16 protein-coding genes are annotated in these 19,576 nt (G+C 34.2%); 7 read left to right on the top strand and 9 right to left on the bottom strand.

Annotation, left to right across the window (positions count from 1 at the left end; translation table 11 throughout):
• Positions 1–557: 557 nt before the first annotated feature.
• On the bottom strand, positions 558–1,406 hold the full coding sequence (locus tag F6K15_RS10300; RefSeq protein WP_293060445.1) for a hypothetical protein: 849 nt from the start codon (positions 1,404–1,406) through the stop codon (positions 558–560).
• 689 nt (positions 1,407–2,095) lie between these two features.
• Between F6K15_RS10300 and F6K15_RS10295 the strand changes: the two genes are divergently transcribed.
• The 3 genes from F6K15_RS10295 (at position 2,096) to F6K15_RS10285 (ending at position 6,274) form a co-directional block, all read left to right on the top strand.
• Entirely contained in the window at positions 2,096–2,527 is a 432-nt protein-coding gene (locus F6K15_RS10295) for a hypothetical protein (protein WP_293060444.1), read from the top strand.
• A 31-nt stretch (positions 2,528–2,558) separates the two neighbouring features.
• The gene (locus tag F6K15_RS10290) at positions 2,559–2,993 is read left to right on the top strand and encodes a hypothetical protein (RefSeq protein WP_293060442.1); all 435 of its coding nucleotides are present in this window, start codon (positions 2,559–2,561) and stop codon (positions 2,991–2,993) included.
• 1,577 nt (positions 2,994–4,570) lie between these two features.
• On the top strand, positions 4,571–6,274 hold the full coding sequence (locus F6K15_RS10285; protein ID WP_293060441.1) for a serine/threonine-protein kinase: 1,704 nt from the start codon (positions 4,571–4,573) through the stop codon (positions 6,272–6,274).
• Positions 6,275–6,551: 277 nt separating this feature from the next.
• Here F6K15_RS10285 and F6K15_RS10280 read toward each other — a convergent pair whose 3' ends face one another.
• The 3 genes from F6K15_RS10280 to F6K15_RS10270 all read right to left on the bottom strand — a co-directional run bounded on the left by F6K15_RS10280 (position 6,552) and on the right by F6K15_RS10270 (position 9,665).
• A complete protein-coding gene (locus tag F6K15_RS10280; RefSeq protein WP_293060439.1) occupies positions 6,552–6,965 on the bottom strand; it encodes a hypothetical protein in 414 nt (137 codons plus the stop codon).
• Positions 6,966–8,200: 1,235 nt separating this feature from the next.
• Positions 8,201–8,923, bottom strand: coding sequence for a 1-acyl-sn-glycerol-3-phosphate acyltransferase (locus F6K15_RS10275; protein WP_293060438.1), 723 nt, complete (start codon positions 8,921–8,923; stop codon positions 8,201–8,203).
• Positions 8,924–9,194: 271 nt separating this feature from the next.
• Positions 9,195–9,665 carry a nucleoside deaminase gene (locus F6K15_RS10270; RefSeq protein ID WP_293060436.1) on the bottom strand — a complete coding sequence of 157 codons (471 nt, stop codon included), beginning with the start codon at positions 9,663–9,665 and terminating at the stop codon, positions 9,195–9,197.
• A 471-nt stretch (positions 9,666–10,136) separates the two neighbouring features.
• On the opposite strand from F6K15_RS10270, the gene menB reads away from it, so the two are divergent.
• A complete protein-coding gene (gene menB, locus F6K15_RS10265) occupies positions 10,137–10,985 on the top strand; it encodes a 1,4-dihydroxy-2-naphthoyl-CoA synthase (RefSeq protein WP_293060434.1) in 849 nt (282 codons plus the stop codon).
• Positions 10,986–11,321: 336 nt separating this feature from the next.
• Here menB and F6K15_RS10260 read toward each other — a convergent pair whose 3' ends face one another.
• Together F6K15_RS10260 and F6K15_RS10255 are read right to left on the bottom strand one after the other, a co-directional pair.
• Positions 11,322–11,537, bottom strand: a complete 216-nt coding sequence (locus F6K15_RS10260; RefSeq protein WP_293060432.1) for a hypothetical protein — start codon at positions 11,535–11,537, stop codon at positions 11,322–11,324.
• A gap of 426 nt (positions 11,538–11,963) precedes the next feature.
• Positions 11,964–12,524, bottom strand: coding sequence for a DUF721 domain-containing protein (locus F6K15_RS10255; protein WP_293060430.1), 561 nt, complete (start codon positions 12,522–12,524; stop codon positions 11,964–11,966).
• A gap of 75 nt (positions 12,525–12,599) precedes the next feature.
• On the opposite strand from F6K15_RS10255, the gene F6K15_RS10250 reads away from it, so the two are divergent.
• Positions 12,600–13,871, top strand: coding sequence for a hypothetical protein (locus tag F6K15_RS10250; RefSeq protein ID WP_293060429.1), 1,272 nt, complete (start codon positions 12,600–12,602; stop codon positions 13,869–13,871).
• A gap of 1,443 nt (positions 13,872–15,314) precedes the next feature.
• Complete coding sequence (locus tag F6K15_RS10245; protein WP_293060427.1) at positions 15,315–16,031, top strand: PspA/IM30 family protein; 717 nt, start codon at positions 15,315–15,317, stop codon at positions 16,029–16,031.
• Positions 16,032–16,238: 207 nt separating this feature from the next.
• Here F6K15_RS10245 and F6K15_RS38245 read toward each other — a convergent pair whose 3' ends face one another.
• The 3 genes from F6K15_RS38245 to F6K15_RS10235 form a co-directional block, all read right to left on the bottom strand.
• Positions 16,239–16,421 (bottom strand): transposase, encoded by a 183-nt coding sequence (locus F6K15_RS38245; RefSeq protein ID WP_363267665.1) that lies wholly within the window; start codon positions 16,419–16,421, stop codon positions 16,239–16,241.
• A 41-nt stretch (positions 16,422–16,462) separates the two neighbouring features.
• Positions 16,463–16,888 carry a transposase gene (locus F6K15_RS38240; RefSeq protein ID WP_363267663.1) on the bottom strand — a complete coding sequence of 142 codons (426 nt, stop codon included), beginning with the start codon at positions 16,886–16,888 and terminating at the stop codon, positions 16,463–16,465.
• 346 nt (positions 16,889–17,234) lie between these two features.
• A complete protein-coding gene (locus tag F6K15_RS10235; protein ID WP_363267661.1) occupies positions 17,235–17,633 on the bottom strand; it encodes a helix-turn-helix domain-containing protein in 399 nt (132 codons plus the stop codon).
• A 436-nt stretch (positions 17,634–18,069) separates the two neighbouring features.
• On the opposite strand from F6K15_RS10235, the gene F6K15_RS10230 reads away from it, so the two are divergent.
• Positions 18,070–18,837, top strand: a complete 768-nt coding sequence (locus F6K15_RS10230) for a PspA/IM30 family protein (RefSeq protein ID WP_293060425.1) — start codon at positions 18,070–18,072, stop codon at positions 18,835–18,837.
• Positions 18,838–19,576 lie beyond the last annotated feature (739 nt).

Raw genomic sequence — 19,576 nt, 5'->3', positions numbered from 1 at the left:
GACCGAAATTCAGAAATTATTTTCCCGTATTTTATCTTCTCAGTTCATATGCTCCTTAATTTGAAGATATTTTATATCTAACTAAAATAAGATTATTATAGTTTTTGTTCACTATATACTATAGCAATTCTCAAGAAGCGTGAGGTACAAAATTCCTTTGTTTTAGGGAGTAGGGAGTAGGGAATAGAAAATCAAAAGAACAACTGTGCCTTAGTAACTTGAGAATTGCTATATATGAAGTACAAATATTAACAATTAAATGTTCCCAGTGCAGGCATCTTGCCCGCTTCGGGGTGTACCTCACCAACATGAAATTCGCTATATATATAGTGTCTTTTCATTTATTCTGTATATATATAACAGCAGCTATGAATGTATTTGACTTATAAAATAGTTGTAAGTTGGGGATGGGAATATCAATCATTAAACTTTTTATTTTTTGCCTCTTCTTTCTTCTTTGTGCTATAACTCATAATTCTAAGTTGTGACAGTACTTTCAGATATATTTTATGATGTATAACAGATGATTAGGTTGAATAAGTTCAAGATATTTTTACCTATGCTTGATTTAATAGTTCTAAAAATTCGGCTATAACTTGATCTGGTTGTTTAATACAGGAATAAATATCATAATGCTGAACAATTTTGATGTTAGGAGCTAAGTTTAAATCTACTGGAAAAGGTTCGCTACTAATTTGAATAATTCCTAATTTTTCCCTGTGTAATATAACGAAATTAACTATTTTATTTCCTCTACCTGTGGCAGTGGTCAATCTAATTTTTGTATTTGATAAAAATATAATATTGGCACGGTCTAGTGCTTCGGCAATTTTGACTTCTGCCTGAGAATTAAAATTTAAACCATTCCAGTTAATTGTGTTTTTCAAGTAGGATTTATTTTGTTGGTTATCAGCTTTAGTATTTGTACTTTCCTCCACTAATTTTTTACCATTTGTCAGTACGATTAACTCGTGTAAATCTGTTTGACATAAGTTAGCTTCATTTACACTTAAATTAGTGCCACTGAGATTTACTCCTATTATTTGATTTTGATTTGATATAACCTTATGTCTCTGTAAATATCGTCGAATAACTGAGCGAAGATTATTTTTTTTTACCTTTTCATTAAAAGCTTTAGTTTTCGATAATTTTTTCCATAATTTTGCTGCAACAGACTTAATATATTCACTATCATAGGGAGAATTTTTTGCCATTTCTTCATAAGACTGTTTACCTTCCCAACATTCCCTAAAAATAAACTCTTCAATATCATTGAGAGGAGCATTATCATCTAATACCGCTTCTACAATAGCCAGTGCTTCTTCCACATTCATTCTTGTCAACTTAGGAATTAGTTTTGTATTGTACTTTAACATAGCTTTGAATAATGCGCTACTTTTTGTCACTTTTTATCAATATTTATCACTGACAAAGGAGAAATTTAGTTGTTAAGATATGGCTATTTACTGTTTTTACTATCCATTCATAAAAATTATGTCATATATAATTTTTAACTTTCCTATGAAATAGTTGTATGAAATTATTGTCAGTTAAACTGTTCAGCTAAATCAATCTTTACTTTTAATTTTTGACTTTCCTGAAAAGAGATAGGAGTTGTTCTATAAGAATTACTATTTATCTTCTTTTGATACCAATTTTCTATGAAGTTTGATCTGATTTATCCTTCCTACCCTCCTAAAAAACTAGGGATGTTTCATTTTTGGGAAAAACTTTTATTTTGCCTAGTACACGAAGCATGAATTTTTACTACTCGCTGTGTCATTGATTAAATTCCTAAGGTCAAGGGAAATATTTTTACTCATAACTTTTAATTATGGAGCAATATATCAATATTCATTCCTTATCCAAGAACAATCAGTTAATAGCTGATAGCTGAATGCTCTGATGAGTGTGGCTTATTGAAATCAAAGAAATCAAAAAAAACCGAGAAAATTTCCGTAGTAAAGGAATCTTAAATCAGAAAATTTTAGAGTAAAGCAGTCTTAGCTGACAAAGGCAAAAATTAGTTCCACTATTAAAGATAAAGAGTATTAATTATCTATTAATTTGCCAATACTAAACAGGAGGTATTTAATTGATTTCTGACAAATTTACTATGCAGGTAAGTTTTTTCTTTGCTTTTGAAGTACCTACCCAAGACGAAAAAAAATTTTTAGATTCTTGGAAAAAATTAGAAATTAACTTAAAAAAAACTGGTAGTTTGATTGACGCTAAAACTTATCTAGAATTTATCGATCAAAATAATAACAATCAGTTGCCAATCATTAACTGGTCTATTCAAACTTCATGGCGCTCCTGGAAAGACTTTATTTATGCTATATCCACAAAAGAATTTCAAAATTTTATTAACAAGTGGGAGATTAAAGACGAATCATCTACCAGTTATCCTGGAATTAACAAAAAAAAATCTCCTCGCAAACAAATAAGAATCTCAAATAATTTATTCATGGTAATATTCTTTTTTATCGCAGTTATTATTGTCGGAATTATTCTTTATTTCAGATAAATAAATTTAAACAAATTTGGAGTTAAATAAAATGAAAGGATTTTTACTTTTTATATTTGCAGCAGGGTCTATTTGGGACTTTGTTACCAGTCTTTTAGGTATAATTGGTATATTTGGAGTAACTGATTGGAAACCAGAACATATTCCTATTTATATAAGTGCTTTTATTGGTAGTGCTTTAATTTTAGGGTTGAGCGGCAATGCAGAAGAGATTTGGTCAAAATCTGGAAATGATAAATACAAAATATTAATCCCATTTCATATAATTGCCATAGGTTTTGATGCTTATACTTCTTTTTTAGGAACATCACAAAATGTTTTATTAAAAGATAGTCGCACAGCTTTTATAACTATAGGTTTTGGAGAAGTTTGGGAAATGACAACTTTTGAACAAAAAATAGCACTTTTATTCGTAACAGTATTAGTCACAATGAGTCCTATTGCATTTTCAACATTGAGAGATTAAAAATTATGGGGGTACATCTCAATTTTGAATAAAGCCAAAAAATTATCGCTTTTAGGAAACAGGGAGTAGGGAATAGGGAATATATAGGAAAAAAAGTATTTTTGCACATAAGAGATGCACCCAATTCTTGATACTAAATTTCCCAGAAATAATTATAGTCAAACCACCTATAAAACCTACAAAACTATGAATACCAATTTAATAAAATATTGCTACAGTCACAGAGTAGGAGATAGAGAAGATGAAACAGATAAGTATCAGGACTTACGCAAATTTACCTTGAAAAACTATCTGTAGAGACAAATGGCATTTGCCCTCATTCTAGAATTTTTTTACAGTCTAAATAAATCACAGATTAAGATGTAACAACCTTTGGGTAAATTTGGTATTAAAGACTTGCATTCCTTCTCACTATTGTATTAGCAATTTCCTAGGGAATGCTCCACAAACATAAATTTTCCATACTCTTACCAACAACAGGGAATAGGGAACAAGGAACAGGGAACAGGGAACAGGAAATATATAGGAAAAAAAGTATTTTTGCACATAAGAGATGCACCCAATTCTTGATACTAAATTTTCCATAAATAGTTATAGTCAAACCACCTGTAAAATCTACAAAACTATGAATACCAATTTAATAAAATATTGCTACACTCAGAGAGTAGGAAATAGAGAAAATAGAACAGATAAATATCAGGACTTACGCAAATTAACCTTAAAAAAAACATCTGTAGAGACAAATGGCATTTGCCCTCATTCTAGAATTTTTTTACAGTCTAAATAAATCACAGATTAAGATGTAACAACCTTTGCGTAAATTTGGTATCAAATATTTGCACTCCTTCTCACTCTTGTATTAGAAATTTCCTACAGAATGTTCCACAAACATAAATTTTCCATACTCTTACCAACAACAGGGAATAGGGAACAAGGAACAGGGAACAGGGAACAGGAAATATATAGGAAAAAAAGTATTTTTGCACATAAGAGATGCACCCAATTCTTAATACTAAATTTTCCATAAATAGTTATAGTCAAACCACCTGTAAAATCTACAAAACTATGAATATCAATTTAATAAAATATTGCTACAGTCACAGAGTAGGGAATAGAGAAGATGAAACAGATAAGTATCAGGACTGACGCAAATTTACCTTAAAACACCACCTGTAGGGGCAAATGGCATTTGCCCTCATTCCAGATTTTTTTTTATAGTCTAAATAAATCACAGATTAAGATATAACAACCTTTGCGTAAATTTGGTATCAAATATTTGCACTCCTTCTCAATTTTGTATTAGCAAAATTTCCTATAGAATGCTCCACAAACTTAACGAAGTCAGAAGTTAACCCACCCCTAACCCCTCCCAGGAGGGGAAGTAGGGAATTTTAGCAACTCCCAAAAAATATTTCGCCTTAAAAAGCGAGGTTTTAGACCCAATTATTTTGATAAATTTTCCATATTTTTACCAAAAACTTTGTAACAATACTTTTTGGAGTTATTTCCTCTATAAATAGATGGAAAAACTCAACTTATAAACAAACCCAATTAACAAGATTATTAATTTAATTAAAATGAATAACTGGCAACCAGGTACTACTTTAAATAACCGCAGATATTCCATAGAAAAAACTTTAGGAGAAGGAGGCTTCGGCATCACCTATTTAGCATGGGATAATCAGAATATCGGCACAAAAGTAGTTATTAAAACCTTAAATAGTCGGGTACAAAAACTACCTAATTTTGACAAATTTCAAAAGCGATTTATACACGAAGCAGAACAACTAAAAAAATTCCAACATCAGAATATCGTCAAATTTTATCATTCCTTTCAAGAAGGAAAACTCTATTGTATTGTCATGGAATTTATAGAGGGAGATAACTTAGCTGATGTTATCAATCAACAAGGAATATTACCCCCAAAAACAGCACTCTATTATATTCAGCAAATTGCTAATGCACTAATAGTCATTCATAACAAAAAAATTCTGCACCGGGATATCAAACCAGAAAATATTATATTGCGCAAAAATACACCAGAAGTAGTTTTAATTGATTTTGGAATTGCCCGTGACTTTATTCCCAATCAAACCAACAGCTTCACCCAATTTTATACACCAGGTTATGCTCCCATAGAACAATATACTCGCAAACATAAACCAGGAGAATATACAGATATTTATGCTTTAGCAGCCACACTTTATGTACTCCTAACTAACTACCAATTACCTAACTCTATAGATAGATATCATACTCAATTAGCCATACATAAAACCCCCTTGCCAAAACAATTCCGTTTCGCCTTAAAGTTGATTTTCAAGTTGATAAAAAAACCAGGTAAACAAGACTTATTAATAGAACCAAAAAAAATCAATACAAACATTAGCGATCGCCTGAATAACGCCATTATTAAAGGAATGGAAATTCAACCAGAAGACCGCCCTCAGACTGTACAGGAATGGTTGACATTACTTCAAGTCAAACCTCCAAGTATTATGTCTCAAATGTCTCAAGTTTCTGGAAAAATTATGTCTCAAATGGCTACCTTAAATATTCAAGGTATTAAACCCCTTTATCAAAATTATGTCAAAACTTTTTATCAAGGAGAAGCAAATATATTACCAATTGGAACAGGTATACTCATATTTATTGTTGTGACTTATATCTATTCTCCCAAACTTAAATTTCCTAAAATTTCTCGCCCTTTACCCCTTCAACCTATTCCTATCCCACAACAAAAACATCACCCCACTATACAACCTCAAAAAGCACCCCAACCTTTACCCGGAACTAATATTCCAGATACCTCCCAAACAACTATTAACTATATAGAAAAAAAAGTAGATTACACAACTTTGGAAAACCTATTATCATCCGAAAAATTTCAAGAAGCAGACCAAGAAACATTCAGAATTATACTTTCACTTGTAGAGCTAGAAAAAGAATATTGGCTTAATCTAGAAGATATAAAAAATATCCCCTGCAAAGACCTAGATAAAATTAATCAATTGTGGATTAACTATAGTAACGGCAAATTCGGATTTAGCATTCAAAAACAAATTTGGAGCGAAGTAGGAGGTAAACCAGGAATTTATAATGTAGCGATCGCTGACATTTTTATCAAGGAAGTAGAGTGGGGCGAAAAGTATAAAAGATATAAAAATATTACATATAAAATTTCAGCTCCTTACGGACATCTTCCTTTTAGAGCTACTTCTTATGTTAGGAATTTTGGCGCTCCTTATCTAGCAGAAAAACTCGCAAAATGTAATATTTGATAGTCGAGATTATTCCTACTCTAAAAAACTGAATAACTTTTTTGATAATTAGCACGCTAGTTATTGTTAATTCTTCTTATTTTTACTTCCCCTCCTGAGAGCAGTAGGGGTGGTTTCCCCAGCTCAAGAAAATATAGCAAACATTTATCACGCTTAGTATTAGTAGTTCACCAATCAAACAATTATCCCATTTTTAAAAGTCATTCTATATAGAGCAAGGCAAGAAAAATAACATTGATTAATTGCTAGATTCATTGCCTATAAAACATCCCAAATATTAATCCGGAATCAAGGGAAAAACATCAGGAAAAGCCTGCCAAACTTTCCTCACAAAATGTTGTAATTTTTGATGTGAAACTTGCAGATTTTTCTCTTGACTATCTAGGAATTCTAATTCAGTCAAAAGTGGCATAAACTCTGTATCAATAGCTTCCCTAAATAAACATATCGGCCAAACCAAATCAGCACCATCTCGCAAATCCCATAAACTTGATTTTTCTAAATTGTTTTGATGATTTTCACACCCAACTTCTGAAGTAGATAATTTCAATAACAAAGGACGAACCCAACACATTTTGCGTGCTTCTAATACTTGAATTACTTCTGCATATAAACAAGTATTTTCATACTCCAAACAAACAATTTGCCTAGATTTAAAATTAGGGATAAAATTTGTCAATACTGACTTCATATACAAAATATCCTCATATAGCAGTCTTAAATGTACAGCAGTTTTCGACTAAATTAAGTACAAATTTTGAGATTTTTTGGGAATAAGAAATAGCGATCAATCTTAAACTGTTCCTAACTATCCGTGCAAACTTTTATAAGTTGTGCAGAAATACAGAAAAGGTAAAAAAGATAGGAACTTCAAATTTTGGTAGTTCTGCAAATGTAGTGATATTGATAAGTAAATCCCTTTGACTTTTAGACACAAAACTATAAAAATCACACTTGTACATCACTACTCAAATATTTAATCTTATAATGTTATAGCAGTCAAAGAAAAGAGCGCGGATATATCAAAAACTTAAAACTCAGACAACGCCAGATTTTTCCTTATTCCTTCTTCCTTCTGTTATATATGAAATATGAAAAAGAATCCGACGCAATACCTCCCTTAAAACTCTTTGACAAGAAAAAGGATACATCGCAAAAATTTTAGTATTTCATATTAGTTTTGGATTTTTTCCAAATTATTGATAATTATCATACTATACCATTTTGAAAAAAAATTATTACAAATAGTTTAGTTAAGGAAGAAAGCTTGAGTCATCTAGAAACAGGGTCATTTTATTCTAGATTTTGGCAATGAATTTATTGATTTTCAGACAGCGAAAGATAAATTTACTAAATTTTGAAATAACTGTAGTTTCGTCAATACATAAAATATCACAGTTTAGAATGAAACAGCCTATAACTAGATGTGAAATCAAACAAAATAGGGAATAAGTTGAAAAAAGCAATAACAATAATATATTTTATCACTCAATTAGCTCGATAATTTTTAACAAAAACAAACCAACTCTATACCAAAATAATCTATTATTTGTAGCCAACATTTATCAAGCTAGTATTATATATAATATTTTTCTTAGAGTATTCAGGCGTGCTGAAAATTGAGGATAATCAAGAATCGTTTAAAATCACTATAAATAAAAGCCTTTTCCATTTTATTGGGTATAGAATATTGATGTTGTCATAAAATTCAAAAACTTTAGACTCACAATGAAAGTTAATTATTCATCCTGATTGGCGAGAAAAAGTATATTTATTACTCCTCCTTCTTTCTTCTCTGATTTACCAAATAATCAAGATTTATAGCCTCTGATTTAAAGAATAGATAAATCACAAAAATCTTATTCGCCAATTCTATCAGTTTTCAGGAGAAGTAATTATTAATTATTAATTATTAATTATTAATTATTAATTATTAATTGTTGAATGCCCATCTATATTTTTAAGTGCTGCTTCTAAATCCATAGTTAAGTGTTGTGCCTGCTTTTTCCCCAATCCATAAATATAATCTTTTACAGATAAAGGAACACCAATACGAACCATAACATTACAACCACGGCGTGGAATAACTGGATTGTAATTCAAAGATATAGGCACTATTTTAACACCAAGATTTTGTTGATAAGACTCAGCTTGTAATCCTATTCTAGCTAATCCTGTTTTGAGAGAATGAACTTGATTATCGCGACAAATTTTACCTTCAGGAAATATCACTAACATTTCCCTATTTAACATTAATTCTACTCCATGGCGAAAACAAGAAACTGTCGGATTTTTTGGGTTAACAGGAAATCCGCCCAAACGTCTAATAAACCAACCTTGTAAACCTCTAACTTCATCCATGCTAACCATAAATCTTAGGTCTCGACCAGTAACTAACCGACCTGTAGCATAAGGTATGATTAACCCATCCCAACGAGAACGATGAGTAGGAGCTAAAATCACAGGTCCATCTCTCGGAATATTTTCTTTTCCAATAATATTTATTCTACGAAAATAAAACGGCATTACTATGTGACGACCTAAAAAATAAGACAAAGATGCTAACCAAGGAGAAATAATAGAAGGTTTTAAGTTGACTGGAGAATGTACTTTCCTTAAAAAGGCTTGGATAAAGTCAAGATTTATCATAGTTTTTTAGCTCAATTATCTAACTTGATTTCTTGACTCTAAGCTAAATTTTATCCCTACTTTAGTGGCATCCTTAAATGACACTTCTTGTACTGTCAACTATATATCAATTAACACCTCAGTTATCATCTTTTTGATTTTTATGTGCCTATTTTATACTCAATATTGTTAATTATTCTTATTTTTACTACTCCCCTACTCCCCTACTTCCCTACTCCCCTACTCCCCCACTCAAGAAAATGTAGCAAACATTTATCACACTTGGTATTATTTACCGAAGGCTAGCAAACCAAGACTGTAATTCTTGACGACAAACAGATTCCATTATTCCTCCTAAAACAGTCAGACGATGATTAGAAAAAACACTATCTGGAAAATTAGCAACAGTTCGTATTGTGCCAGTTTTCGGATCGTCTGCTCCATAAACCAATAAACCTATTCTTGCCTGCAATATTCCCCCCGTACACATCGGGCAAGGTTCTAGATTAACGTACAGAGTACATTGATTTAAGTGCCAATTCCGCAACACTTGTCCGGCTTGTCGCAAAGCCAATATTTCTGCATGAGCAGTAGGGTCAAAATCTCGCTGCCGTCGGTTTTGAGCTTCTGCAATCAACTTGCCATCTGAGTTAACTACTATAGCTGCAACTGGTACTTCTCCGGCATCACCAGCAATTTTGGCCAATTCTAATACTCGACTCATCCACTTTTTATGGACTAGATAACTTGGATAGTCAATCATTTATACCAAATTCAAAAAAGGTCGTTACAGTAAAAAAGGGAGTAGGGAACAGGGAAAAACCTTGCTCTTTAATTTAATTTTCCTATATTTATGGCAAAATCTAGGTCTTGCCTAACTACAAAAAAAGTTAATGTAGCATGATTTTTTGAAACTGGTATTAGCATTGGTAAACAAGTAATAATTCAGTAGTAGTATAATATAAGTAACAAAGAATAAAAAAAGACAAAAAGATTGTACTTCAATTAATCTGAGCATTCTCATAAAACGCAAGGAATAAGGAAGAAAAAAATCAAGACAGAATAAAAAAAGAAAATAAGGACTTAATTCTATCTAGCATCCCTAAGTAAAGTAAATAAAAATTATCTGTTTATTTATGCATTAGTATCGGGTTAATTTAATATATTCTTTACCTGTTATTTGCTTTCTTTTTCCTGCTTTATACCTTCCTTAAATTAATTTTTACCAGCACTTATGAAAAAGCAACCTTCACAAATAAAATGGCAAATTGTTAAAGAGTATAGCGATATTCTTTACCACAAAACTGATGGAATTGCCAAAATAACTATTAATCGTCCCCACAAACGCAATGCTTTTCGTCCTAAAACTGTGTTTGAACTTTATGATGCTTTTGTTGATGCTCGTGAAGACCCAAATATTGGAGTAGTTTTGTTTACAGGTGCTGGACCTTACACAGATGGTAAGTATGCTTTCTGTGCTGGTGGAGACCAAAGTGTAAGAGGTACAGCAGGTTATGTTGATGAGACTGGAGTACCACGACTGAATGTATTGGACTTACAACGCTTAATTCGCTCCATGCCCAAAGTTGTCATTGCTTTAGTTGCTGGATATGCTATTGGGGGGGGTCATGTTTTGCATATTATTTGTGACTTAACTATTGCTGCTGACAATGCAATTTTTGGCCAAACTGGACCTAAAGTAGGTAGTTTTGATGGTGGTTTTGGGGCCAGTTATTTAGCTAGAATTGTCGGTCAGAAAAAGGCACGAGAAATTTGGTTCCTCTGTCGGCAGTATACAGCTCAAGAAGCTTTAGAAATGGGCTTAGTTAACTGTATTGTACCTATAGAAGAACTGGAAATAGAGGGCATTAAATGGGCTTCAGAAATTCTGGAAAAAAGCCCGATCGCTATTCGTTGTCTCAAAGCTGCTTTTAATGCTGACTGTGATGGGCAAGCTGGTCTACAAGAATTAGCAGGTAATGCCACTCTTTTATACTATATGACAGAGGAAGGAACTGAAGGTAAAAAAGCATTCCTAGAAAAACGACCTCCAGACTTTCGTAGATATCCTTGGTTACCTTAGAGATTTTTTGTCAAGAATTATAAAGTGTTTTTACTCCTCACCAATAATGTCAGTATTTCAAAGCACAAAGTTTGGGATAAATAACCAAGTAGTTACAATTTAAAGAGCATTCTTTTCCCTTACAAAACTTTACAAAAAGTCTCTTAGAGTCAGAATAAAAATGTAGCTTTTTTTTGACATGGATAAGTTACTGAGACCTTAACTTATATTTCTCATAATAACTAACCCCAATTTTGTTAGTTAGTTGAACTAAAAAAATTGGAGACAAACCTTGTTCTTATAGATAGAAGGGTATCAAGTACCCTCTTGAAAGAAACAAGGCTTTTAACTTTCATTTTAGGTAAAACTAACTACTTCCAAATCTTGATCGATTTGCTGATTCCAGATAGCTATACTCTCAAGATTTTCCCAGGATTTATTGAAGGGAGATGAAGCTAACGAACAGGCTTTCCAATTACTTTCAACTGGTGTAGTTAACTTTTGACAAACACCACCACGTCTTCCTTCTGGCAAATAGTATCGACAATTACGACAAACTAAAGTGGGTTTCATAAAAAATTTTCCTAAATTTAATTGAGTCTATCTTAATTATTTTGAATCCAAGAGACTCGTGGTTTTAATCTATTAAATCCATTGTGACACCTAGATTATGAATATCCCTATCAATTAAATAAAATTTATATTATTTTTATAATTACTTTATAAACAGAAACATTTATGTGAAATCTAGTACGTAAAAATGTATTAATTCATACATTATTTCGGTTAACTTGATAGGGATCAAGTTAAAAGGTAAGTCAGATCGAAGTAAAATAGATAATATTTAAACCAAGTAATGGAAAATATTTTTGGCTTAAAGCCCATAAAGATAGACTCAAAAAACTATCAAAAATTTCTAGTCACCCACTTAATATAAAAATTAATGTTTTTGTCTTTTCAATTACATTTGAGGAGTTAAAATTATGAAATAATTAAAACTTAACTTGATGACCACTGTTTAGTGGCACAAATTGCACATACTGACCAACGTTGAATTTCTCCCGGGGGTGTAGGACATTGGCATTGAGGACATAGAGGTAAACCTTGAAAGCGGGTATTGATAGCTTTAGCCCAATTTTTAAATGTGGTTTGAGGGTTTTGATTTTTATGAGTCGAGTCTTCCAAGGTTGCTTTTTGAGATTGAGGAATCATGCTAGGATGCTCTAGCCAATTATTTTTTTCAGTTTGTCTCGATTGATGAGAGTGAATTGTATGCCAGTGAGCAGCAGAAAACCTGATATTGTCTAGGGGTGTGGGTAAAAAATGATTGAGCTTATCTAAAAGTTGGGGCACCCGAAAACTAAGTTCTTGAGACAAAGCAGCACTAGATGTTGCAACATATAAAACTCCCCGGTCAATATATAGAGGCTTAGTTTGAGTAGCCATAACTCCTAAAACTTCTTCCCAATACTCCATCAGTTTTAGAAACTGTTGTTGTTGGGGCGATAGCTCCATAATTTGGAGATAGCCTAAAATCTGATTGAGAGATTGAAAATCCATAATCGTTTTACAATAATAATTGGGACATTCTATCTGAAATATAAAATGTATTGAGTAAGTAACAGGAGTTCTCAAATGAGTCAAAGTTCTTTGGTTAAGTCCACTAAAAGCTCTACAGACCAATTAAATCCCACTTTGCAAGCTGTAATGGACAGTTTAGATGTACAACTAGAAGCAGAATTAACAAGATATCGCAAGTACCGCAGGCAAACAGAACAATCACAAGTTTCTCAGCAAAACAGTAATAAACAAATTTATAAAACACCCGAATTAATTTCTGTATCACCGGTAGATGACCAAACAGCATCCCCATTACCTTTATCCGAACCAAAATCATTACTAGAAGACTCTGAAATATCTAACACTTCCACTAACAAAAATTCACCAGTAGCGATCGAACCTCCAACTCCATCAGAACTTACTATGGCCAACAGAGGTGATGCAGAAAATCAGGATGCTGAGAAACAGACATCTCAACTAGGTACAGATAATTCCACAGCGCCAGATGACAACCTTGAATCTTCAGAAAAACTTCTAGAGAGTTTAGACGAATTAAAATCACGTCGTCAGGAGCAACCTAATTACTTAGCAAGTTTGTTTACTCCTCTAGGAATAATTTCCATGTTTCTGTTTTTGATTTCCTGTACAACTTTGGGTTATGTTGTAATGAATCCATCAGGTCTGAAAAATCTTGGTTTAGACCGTTTGTTAAGAAATACTTCAGCTCAACAAGATACAGATGAGACTACTGCGGGTAATGGTCAAAATAGAGAGGAGCAACCTTTACCAAAATCTCCTGACTTGGCATCTCAAGAATTTGTAGATTTAGATTTGAATACCCTAAGTAATGTTAATCCTAAACCTAGCCAGTTTCCATCTCCCACTGCAACATTAAGACCTGCGGTACCACCTCCAATATCGGGAAGTGCTAATACTGCGGCACAACCTACTTATAAACCAGGTGCAGAACTTGATAATCTCAGCAGCACCTTATTACCTCAGTCTATTCAATCTCCTAATCAACAATCTGTTGTAACTGCTCCATCTTCTCCAGTGCCATCTCCAACAGTAAAAACTTCTCCACAAACTTCTGACAGTTCTGAAATAACTACTCCTATACAGTCAGAGAATGGTTGGTATTACGTTGTTGTAGACTATGTGAATGAAGAGTCTTTATACAATGCACAGCAAATAGTCTCAGATGCTTATATTCGTGAAACTCCTAATGGTATTAAGATACAAATGGGAGCTTTTTGGGAGCCAGAAAAAGCAAAGGAATTTCTCCAAGAATTACGACAGGAAAAACTTGATGCGAAATACTATAAATTACCACCTGAAAATTATTAAAATGACTTAGGCAAATAATTTTAGTCACCAGTCAAAATTGAAAAGTTAACTCTATCAGACCTCTCTGGAAAAGAGGGAGTAGGGAGTAGGAAGTAGGGAGAAATAATTGATGATTTTTGCGCGATAATTGATTTGATTTTTGGGCGTTGGTGATTTGAGCTATGATATCTGTCCGGATCAGAGCGCGATAAAACTCCGTTCCGCTTACCCGACCAAAAAACTTTCTCCTTATACTCCTATTTCTTCTTCTTTCTTCCCTCCTGACTCCTGACTCTATCCTCCTGACTCCTGACTCCTAAGTAATTAAGATTAATATCATACCCTAATTCAGCAACTCCGATTTTTGATTATTGGAGATGTCTATTGAACTAATAGTTAATATGATGTAGCTGAAATTTTAACTAGACTTATATGGATTTAAATATAACTACTAACTACTAAAAAAATAATCAACTGAATACCTTGAAGTGAGCTTTGTATTCGTCTTAAACTTTAACTATTGAAAACTTAACTCTATCATACCAATTTGATAAATGTTTGTTACAAATGTTAGGGACGTTGCATAGTCCGTACGAAAGAAGGAAGAACAAAGAAGGAAGAAGGGATAAATATTGAAAAAAAGGTAAACATAATATAAATAACTATCTAAAATGAACTGGACTAGCTATTTTTAAGCATATTCGAGCAAGGTCTATCTTTTTGTAGCATTCTTTTTTCACGCTTGGTATCAGACCTCTCTAGAAAAGATGGAGTAGGGAGTAGAGAGTAGGGAGTAGGGGGTAGGAGGAAATGATTGATGATTTTTGCACGATAATTGATTTGATTTTTGATTATTGGAGATATCTATTGAACTAATAGTTAATATGATGTAGCTGAAATTTTAACTAGACTTATATGGATTTAAATATAACTACTAACTACTGAAAAAAGAATCAACTGGATACCTTGAAGTGAGCTTTGTATTTGTCTTAAACTTTAACTATGGTAGGATTGCCGAATAATTAATAATTAATAATTAAATAATTCGCGCCTTGAAGCCTCCCCTTTTAAGGGTAAAAAAAGCGGTCGATCTTCGGAGCTTCCCGTAGGGTGGGATGGCGAGGTCTCCTCGCTGTCCGACCATCGACCAAGAGAAGAAATAATATTTCCTTATATTCAATCAATAACGGTTAAAACCCGAGGTAATTATCAATTATCCACGATCAATTATCAATTAATGAACTAATTCCCAAAAGATTCATTCCTTCCTTGATTCTACAGCGACCTATTTTATTAGTCAATTAAATATTGCAATAGACAGGTAGTTTAGGACTTATGCGGATGACGATCCAAATCAGGGGAAATGTTTTTCCCACTTTTTCCTGTTCCCTGTTCCCTGTTCCCTTTTGCCTGCTATAGATAATATCAAAATATAATAAATAATAATGAAGAGGGATAGTTTTTATGGGATTTTTAGACCGTGTTTGGCGGGTAATTCGTGCTAATATTAATACTTTAATTTCTGGTGCGGAAGATCCAGAGAAGGTTCTAGAGCAGACAGTGACAGATATGCAAAATGACCTGGTGAAACTACGCCAGGCAGTGGCACAGGCGATCGCTACTCAAAAACGTACTGAACGACAATATTCTCAAGCTCAGTCTACTGCAGATGAATGGTATAGGAGAGCGCAGTTAGCTTTGCAAAAAGGCCAGGAAAATTTGGCACGGGAAGCTTTAACTAGACGCAAGTCTTACCAAGAAACTGCTACAGCGATGAAAGTTCAGGTGGAACAGCAAAAACAGGTAATGGAAAGGCTCAAGCAAAATATGAGACAGTTGGAGCAAAAAATTAGTGAGGCTAAACTAAAAAAGAATATGTATATTGCTAGGGCACGTTCTGCTAAAGCCTCGGAAAAGTTAAATGAAATTTTGGGCACTGTGAATACTGGTAATGCTTTGAGTGCTTTTGATAGGATGGAAGAGAAGGTAATGCAGCTTGAGGCTAAGTCTGAGGCGATCGCTGAGTTGGGAACTGATAGTTTAGAAAAACAATTTGCTTCTTTCGAAGAGGGTAATGATATTGAGGCTGAGTTGGAGGCGATGAAGGCGGAAATTTTGCCTGGGGGAACTAATTCTCAATTACCGATTCAAGATAGTTCTCATCTTAGAAAAACAGAATAATAATTTGAAACTCCATCCTTAGATGAATTTATATGAATTATGGAGGTTTTTTTTATTGGGTTTAAACCATGAATAAGAGTCTGTCTCTTTACTAGAGACTCTTGTCATCAGGCGATTAAAGAAGTGACATACTCCCACACTAAGCTGACGCTATAGTGTGGGCTTCTCGTTTCGTAGCCCCGGTATTCCGTCGGGCAAGCGCGTGCTTTAAGGACGTCTGGGCCCTACCGCCCTGTTTTTGATATTTATCGCTGCATTTAAGTCGCGGTCTATGACAATACCGCAGTGCGGGCAAGAATGAGTTCGTATGTTTAATTCTTTCTTGACTTTTTCACCACAATTTGAGCAATCTTGGCTAGTATTTTTGGGGTTCACTGCTATAGTTTTCACCTCAAGCATTTCCGGCTTTGACAGTCAAAATAGACAGGAATTTACCCCCAAATCGCATCGTTAATTGATTTACTCAAACTGGTCTTTGCTAGTCCTTTAATGTTTAAGTTTGCCTCCGGCACGCCGCTCCGCGTCTGGGCGATAACATCCGCTTTTGATAACAATTTATTGGCTGTTTTAAAATGAAAATCTTTACGTTTATCGGCAACCTTTTTATGTTGTTTAGCTACAGCTTTAACAGCCTTGAACCATCTTTTACTTCCTTTTTTCTTTCGAGATAAACGTTTTTGTAGAGTCTTTAATCGCTGCTGATATTTTCGATAGTATTGAGGTATGGGAACAGATTCTCCTTCACTTGTTACTAAGAATTCCTTCAACCCCATATCGATTCCCAGAGTATTTTTTAATGTAGGTTCAACTTCACAACTCAAAGCTGGAACTGATTTGTCTTCTAGGGATAAAGTCACATAATAACCATCTGCTTTACGACTAATAGTTACAGTTTTAATTTGAAAACCATCAGGTAACTATCGATGTTGAATCAACTTTATATTGCCTATTTTGGGCAAGTTTATCTTGTTTCCTTCTATGCAGTCTTGCTTGATTTGAGGATAACATTCATCTCCGTTCATTAATGGATAATTGATAATTATCTCGGGTTTTAACCGTTACAGAATTAAATATAAGGAAATATCCTAGCACTTTTCTCTTGGTCGATTGGATATGGCTCCGAGAGATCACCATCCCTCGACCGCTTTTTCCCGTTAAAAGGTTCGGCTTCAAGGTGCGAATTATTTAATTATTAATTATTAATTATTCATTATTCATTATTCGGTAACGTCCTTTTCCCTTAAACCTTGGCTTCCCTAATTTATGTCCATTTTTATCTGCCTTAAACCATCTATCAAAGGCAACTTTTACCCGTTTTATGCAATCCTGTAACACCTGAGAATGTATCAACTTGTACTCAGGAAACTTGTCTTTGGTATTGACCAAATCTTTTTTTTGAGAGTAATAATCTGGATTATCTCTGAGTTGAGGAATTGGCATCACCAAGGCACAAGCGTTAACCGGACAGCGATTTTCTAACCACCATGAGAACCGCTCGTCTAACCGATAGTTGTACTGCCGACGCAACAATTCCAACCACATTTCTATGACTGCGGTTTGTTCTTTGTTGGGCCTTAATTTATATTGGTAGGCAGTGCGCATGGTGGAAAATTTCCAGGGTTATTACAATATCATAATGCAAGTTTTTCAACTAGGGCGAAGATTTTTGCTGGGATAGTATGCAAATTGAATGGGCATCGAACCCATTCAATTGGCCGCCGATTCATCTCACACTCCTCTTTAAAATTATGGTGTGAGGTTCAAGGGCGGTTTAGCTAACTTAGATGACTATGTAAATATTGCGGTCTTACTGCTTGGTGAGGGGACTAATTTGCTGATGTCGGAATTCTTTAAAACCGGGAATATCCATAGTCTCTAATTTTTATGGGTAGTTAGCGGAGAAAGAAAGGCTTAAAATGAATATATAGCTATGGGAGAGTCTCCTGATCTATTAGTAATGAAAAATTTGGCCTATAGTAGTTAGTATTGGCCAGTAAGAGCTAGAAGCTAAATTAAAAATCAAAGGAAAAATAAAATTATGGGATTATTTGATAGGATTGGTCGCCTCGTTAGAGCTAATGTTAATGACATGGTAAGTAAAGCTGAAGATCCTGAGAAGGTTCTAGAGCAGTCTATTATTGATATGCAAGAAGATTTGGTGCAGTTGCGTCAGGCTGTTGCTAGTGCTATTGCTACTCAGAAACGTAGCCAACAACAATATAATCAAGCTCAGTCTCAAGCTAATCAATGGTACTCCAGGGCACAGTTAGCTCTACAAAAGGGAGATGAAAATTTGGCCAAGGAAGCTCTACAGCGTAAGAAGACTTATTCTGAGACAGCAGACACTGTAAAAGTATCTTTGGACAGTCAAACAAGTCAGGTAGAAAATTTAAAGCGGAATTTAACGGCTTTGGAAGGTAAGATTTCTGAAGCTAAGGCGAAGAAGGATATGTTGAAAGCGCGAATGACTGCTGCTAAAACTCAGGAGCAACTCAATAATACAATGGGTTCTCTGAATACTAGCGGGGCAATGGCAGCTTTTGATAGGATGGAAGAAAAGGTTTTACAAATGGAGGCCCGTTCCCAAGCTACAGCAGAGTTAGCTGGTGGCAGTGGTTTGGAAGAGGATTTCCGAAAGTTGGAAGCTAGTAGTGATGTTGATGATGAATTAGCGGCGATGAAGGCACAACTCTCTGGAGGTTCTGTAAGTCAGAATCAACTACCCGCATCAAATCAGGGTTCAGCAGAAAAATCGGAGGTTGATGCTGAACTGGAAGATTTGCGTAAACAACTTGACAAAATGTAAGTTTTGTTTATTTTCTCAATGTGCTGATATTTCGGCAATACTTTGAGCCTTGATAGATATTAAGTATAATCTGTCAAGGCATTTTTCTGTTTAATTAGGGCTTGCTGATTAAAGTTCAAAGCATTGACTGATATTGGTTTCAGTCTTTTTTTGCCTTGAAAAAGTGTAAGCTTTTCGGCCGCTCAAGCTCATGCATGCTAGTATTTTGGGGCGATTATGGCAAAAAAATCACTCTGACAATTTTTCCGACTACCTCCTCTACAATTCCCATTTATCCTGTCTCCTGTCTTCTGTCTCCTGTCTCCTACCCCTACTAAAAGACTTTTTCAGCAAACCCTAATTACACAATTTTGGCCAAAAATACTGAGGTTGCAGTAGTGAGGTTTTCTCCCTCTAAATCTCGCAATTATAGCGGGAGCTTCTCCTCCTCACGGATGGAGCTTCCTGCTTCCCAGGCTGACTAATGTCTACGCCTCCACAGGCAGCAACGATTAGACCCACCGCTGTCTTGTACTAAAAGTTCTATACTCACTCGGTTTCCTTCAGGGAATTTTACCTCAAATATGGAATTACCAGGACTTCACCAGTTGAACCCTATATCTTGACTTGTCTAGGTTCAGCAGTCAGGTGCGTATTACCGCCACTCTTAACAGGCATGATATTAGCACGCTTAAGCTACCTTGTCAACTAAAGAACACTACTAGTGCAGGATGGCAGAAATAACTAACTAGTTACAAAA

Source organism: Okeania sp. SIO2B3, from assembly GCF_010672525.1.
Lineage (GTDB): Bacteria > Cyanobacteriota > Cyanobacteriia > Cyanobacteriales > Microcoleaceae > Okeania.
The sequence above is the reverse complement of the archived record's forward strand: the minus strand, read 5'-3'. Positions and strand labels throughout refer to the sequence as shown.

Bases quoted from the DNA above. Each gene is read 5' to 3' on its own strand.
- F6K15_RS10290 (WP_293060442.1), top strand. From the start codon at position 2,559: ATGAAAGGATTTTTACTTTTTATATTTGCAGCAGGGTCTATTTGGGAC.
- F6K15_RS10285 (WP_293060441.1), top strand. From the start codon at position 4,571: ATGAATAACTGGCAACCAGGTACTACTTTAAATAACCGCAGATATTCC.
- F6K15_RS10280 (WP_293060439.1), bottom strand. From the start codon at position 6,965: ATGAAGTCAGTATTGACAAATTTTATCCCTAATTTTAAATCTAGGCAA.
- F6K15_RS10275 (WP_293060438.1), bottom strand. From the start codon at position 8,923: ATGATAAATCTTGACTTTATCCAAGCCTTTTTAAGGAAAGTACATTCT.
- F6K15_RS10270 (WP_293060436.1), bottom strand. From the start codon at position 9,665: ATGATTGACTATCCAAGTTATCTAGTCCATAAAAAGTGGATGAGTCGA.
- menB (WP_293060434.1), top strand. From the start codon at position 10,137: ATGAAAAAGCAACCTTCACAAATAAAATGGCAAATTGTTAAAGAGTAT.
- F6K15_RS10260 (WP_293060432.1), bottom strand. From the start codon at position 11,537: ATGAAACCCACTTTAGTTTGTCGTAATTGTCGATACTATTTGCCAGAA.
- F6K15_RS10255 (WP_293060430.1), bottom strand. From the start codon at position 12,524: ATGGATTTTCAATCTCTCAATCAGATTTTAGGCTATCTCCAAATTATG.
- F6K15_RS10250 (WP_293060429.1), top strand. From the start codon at position 12,600: ATGAGTCAAAGTTCTTTGGTTAAGTCCACTAAAAGCTCTACAGACCAA.
- F6K15_RS10245 (WP_293060427.1), top strand. From the start codon at position 15,315: ATGGGATTTTTAGACCGTGTTTGGCGGGTAATTCGTGCTAATATTAAT.
- F6K15_RS10235 (WP_363267661.1), bottom strand. From the start codon at position 17,633: ATGCGCACTGCCTACCAATATAAATTAAGGCCCAACAAAGAACAAACC.
- F6K15_RS10230 (WP_293060425.1), top strand. From the start codon at position 18,070: ATGGGATTATTTGATAGGATTGGTCGCCTCGTTAGAGCTAATGTTAAT.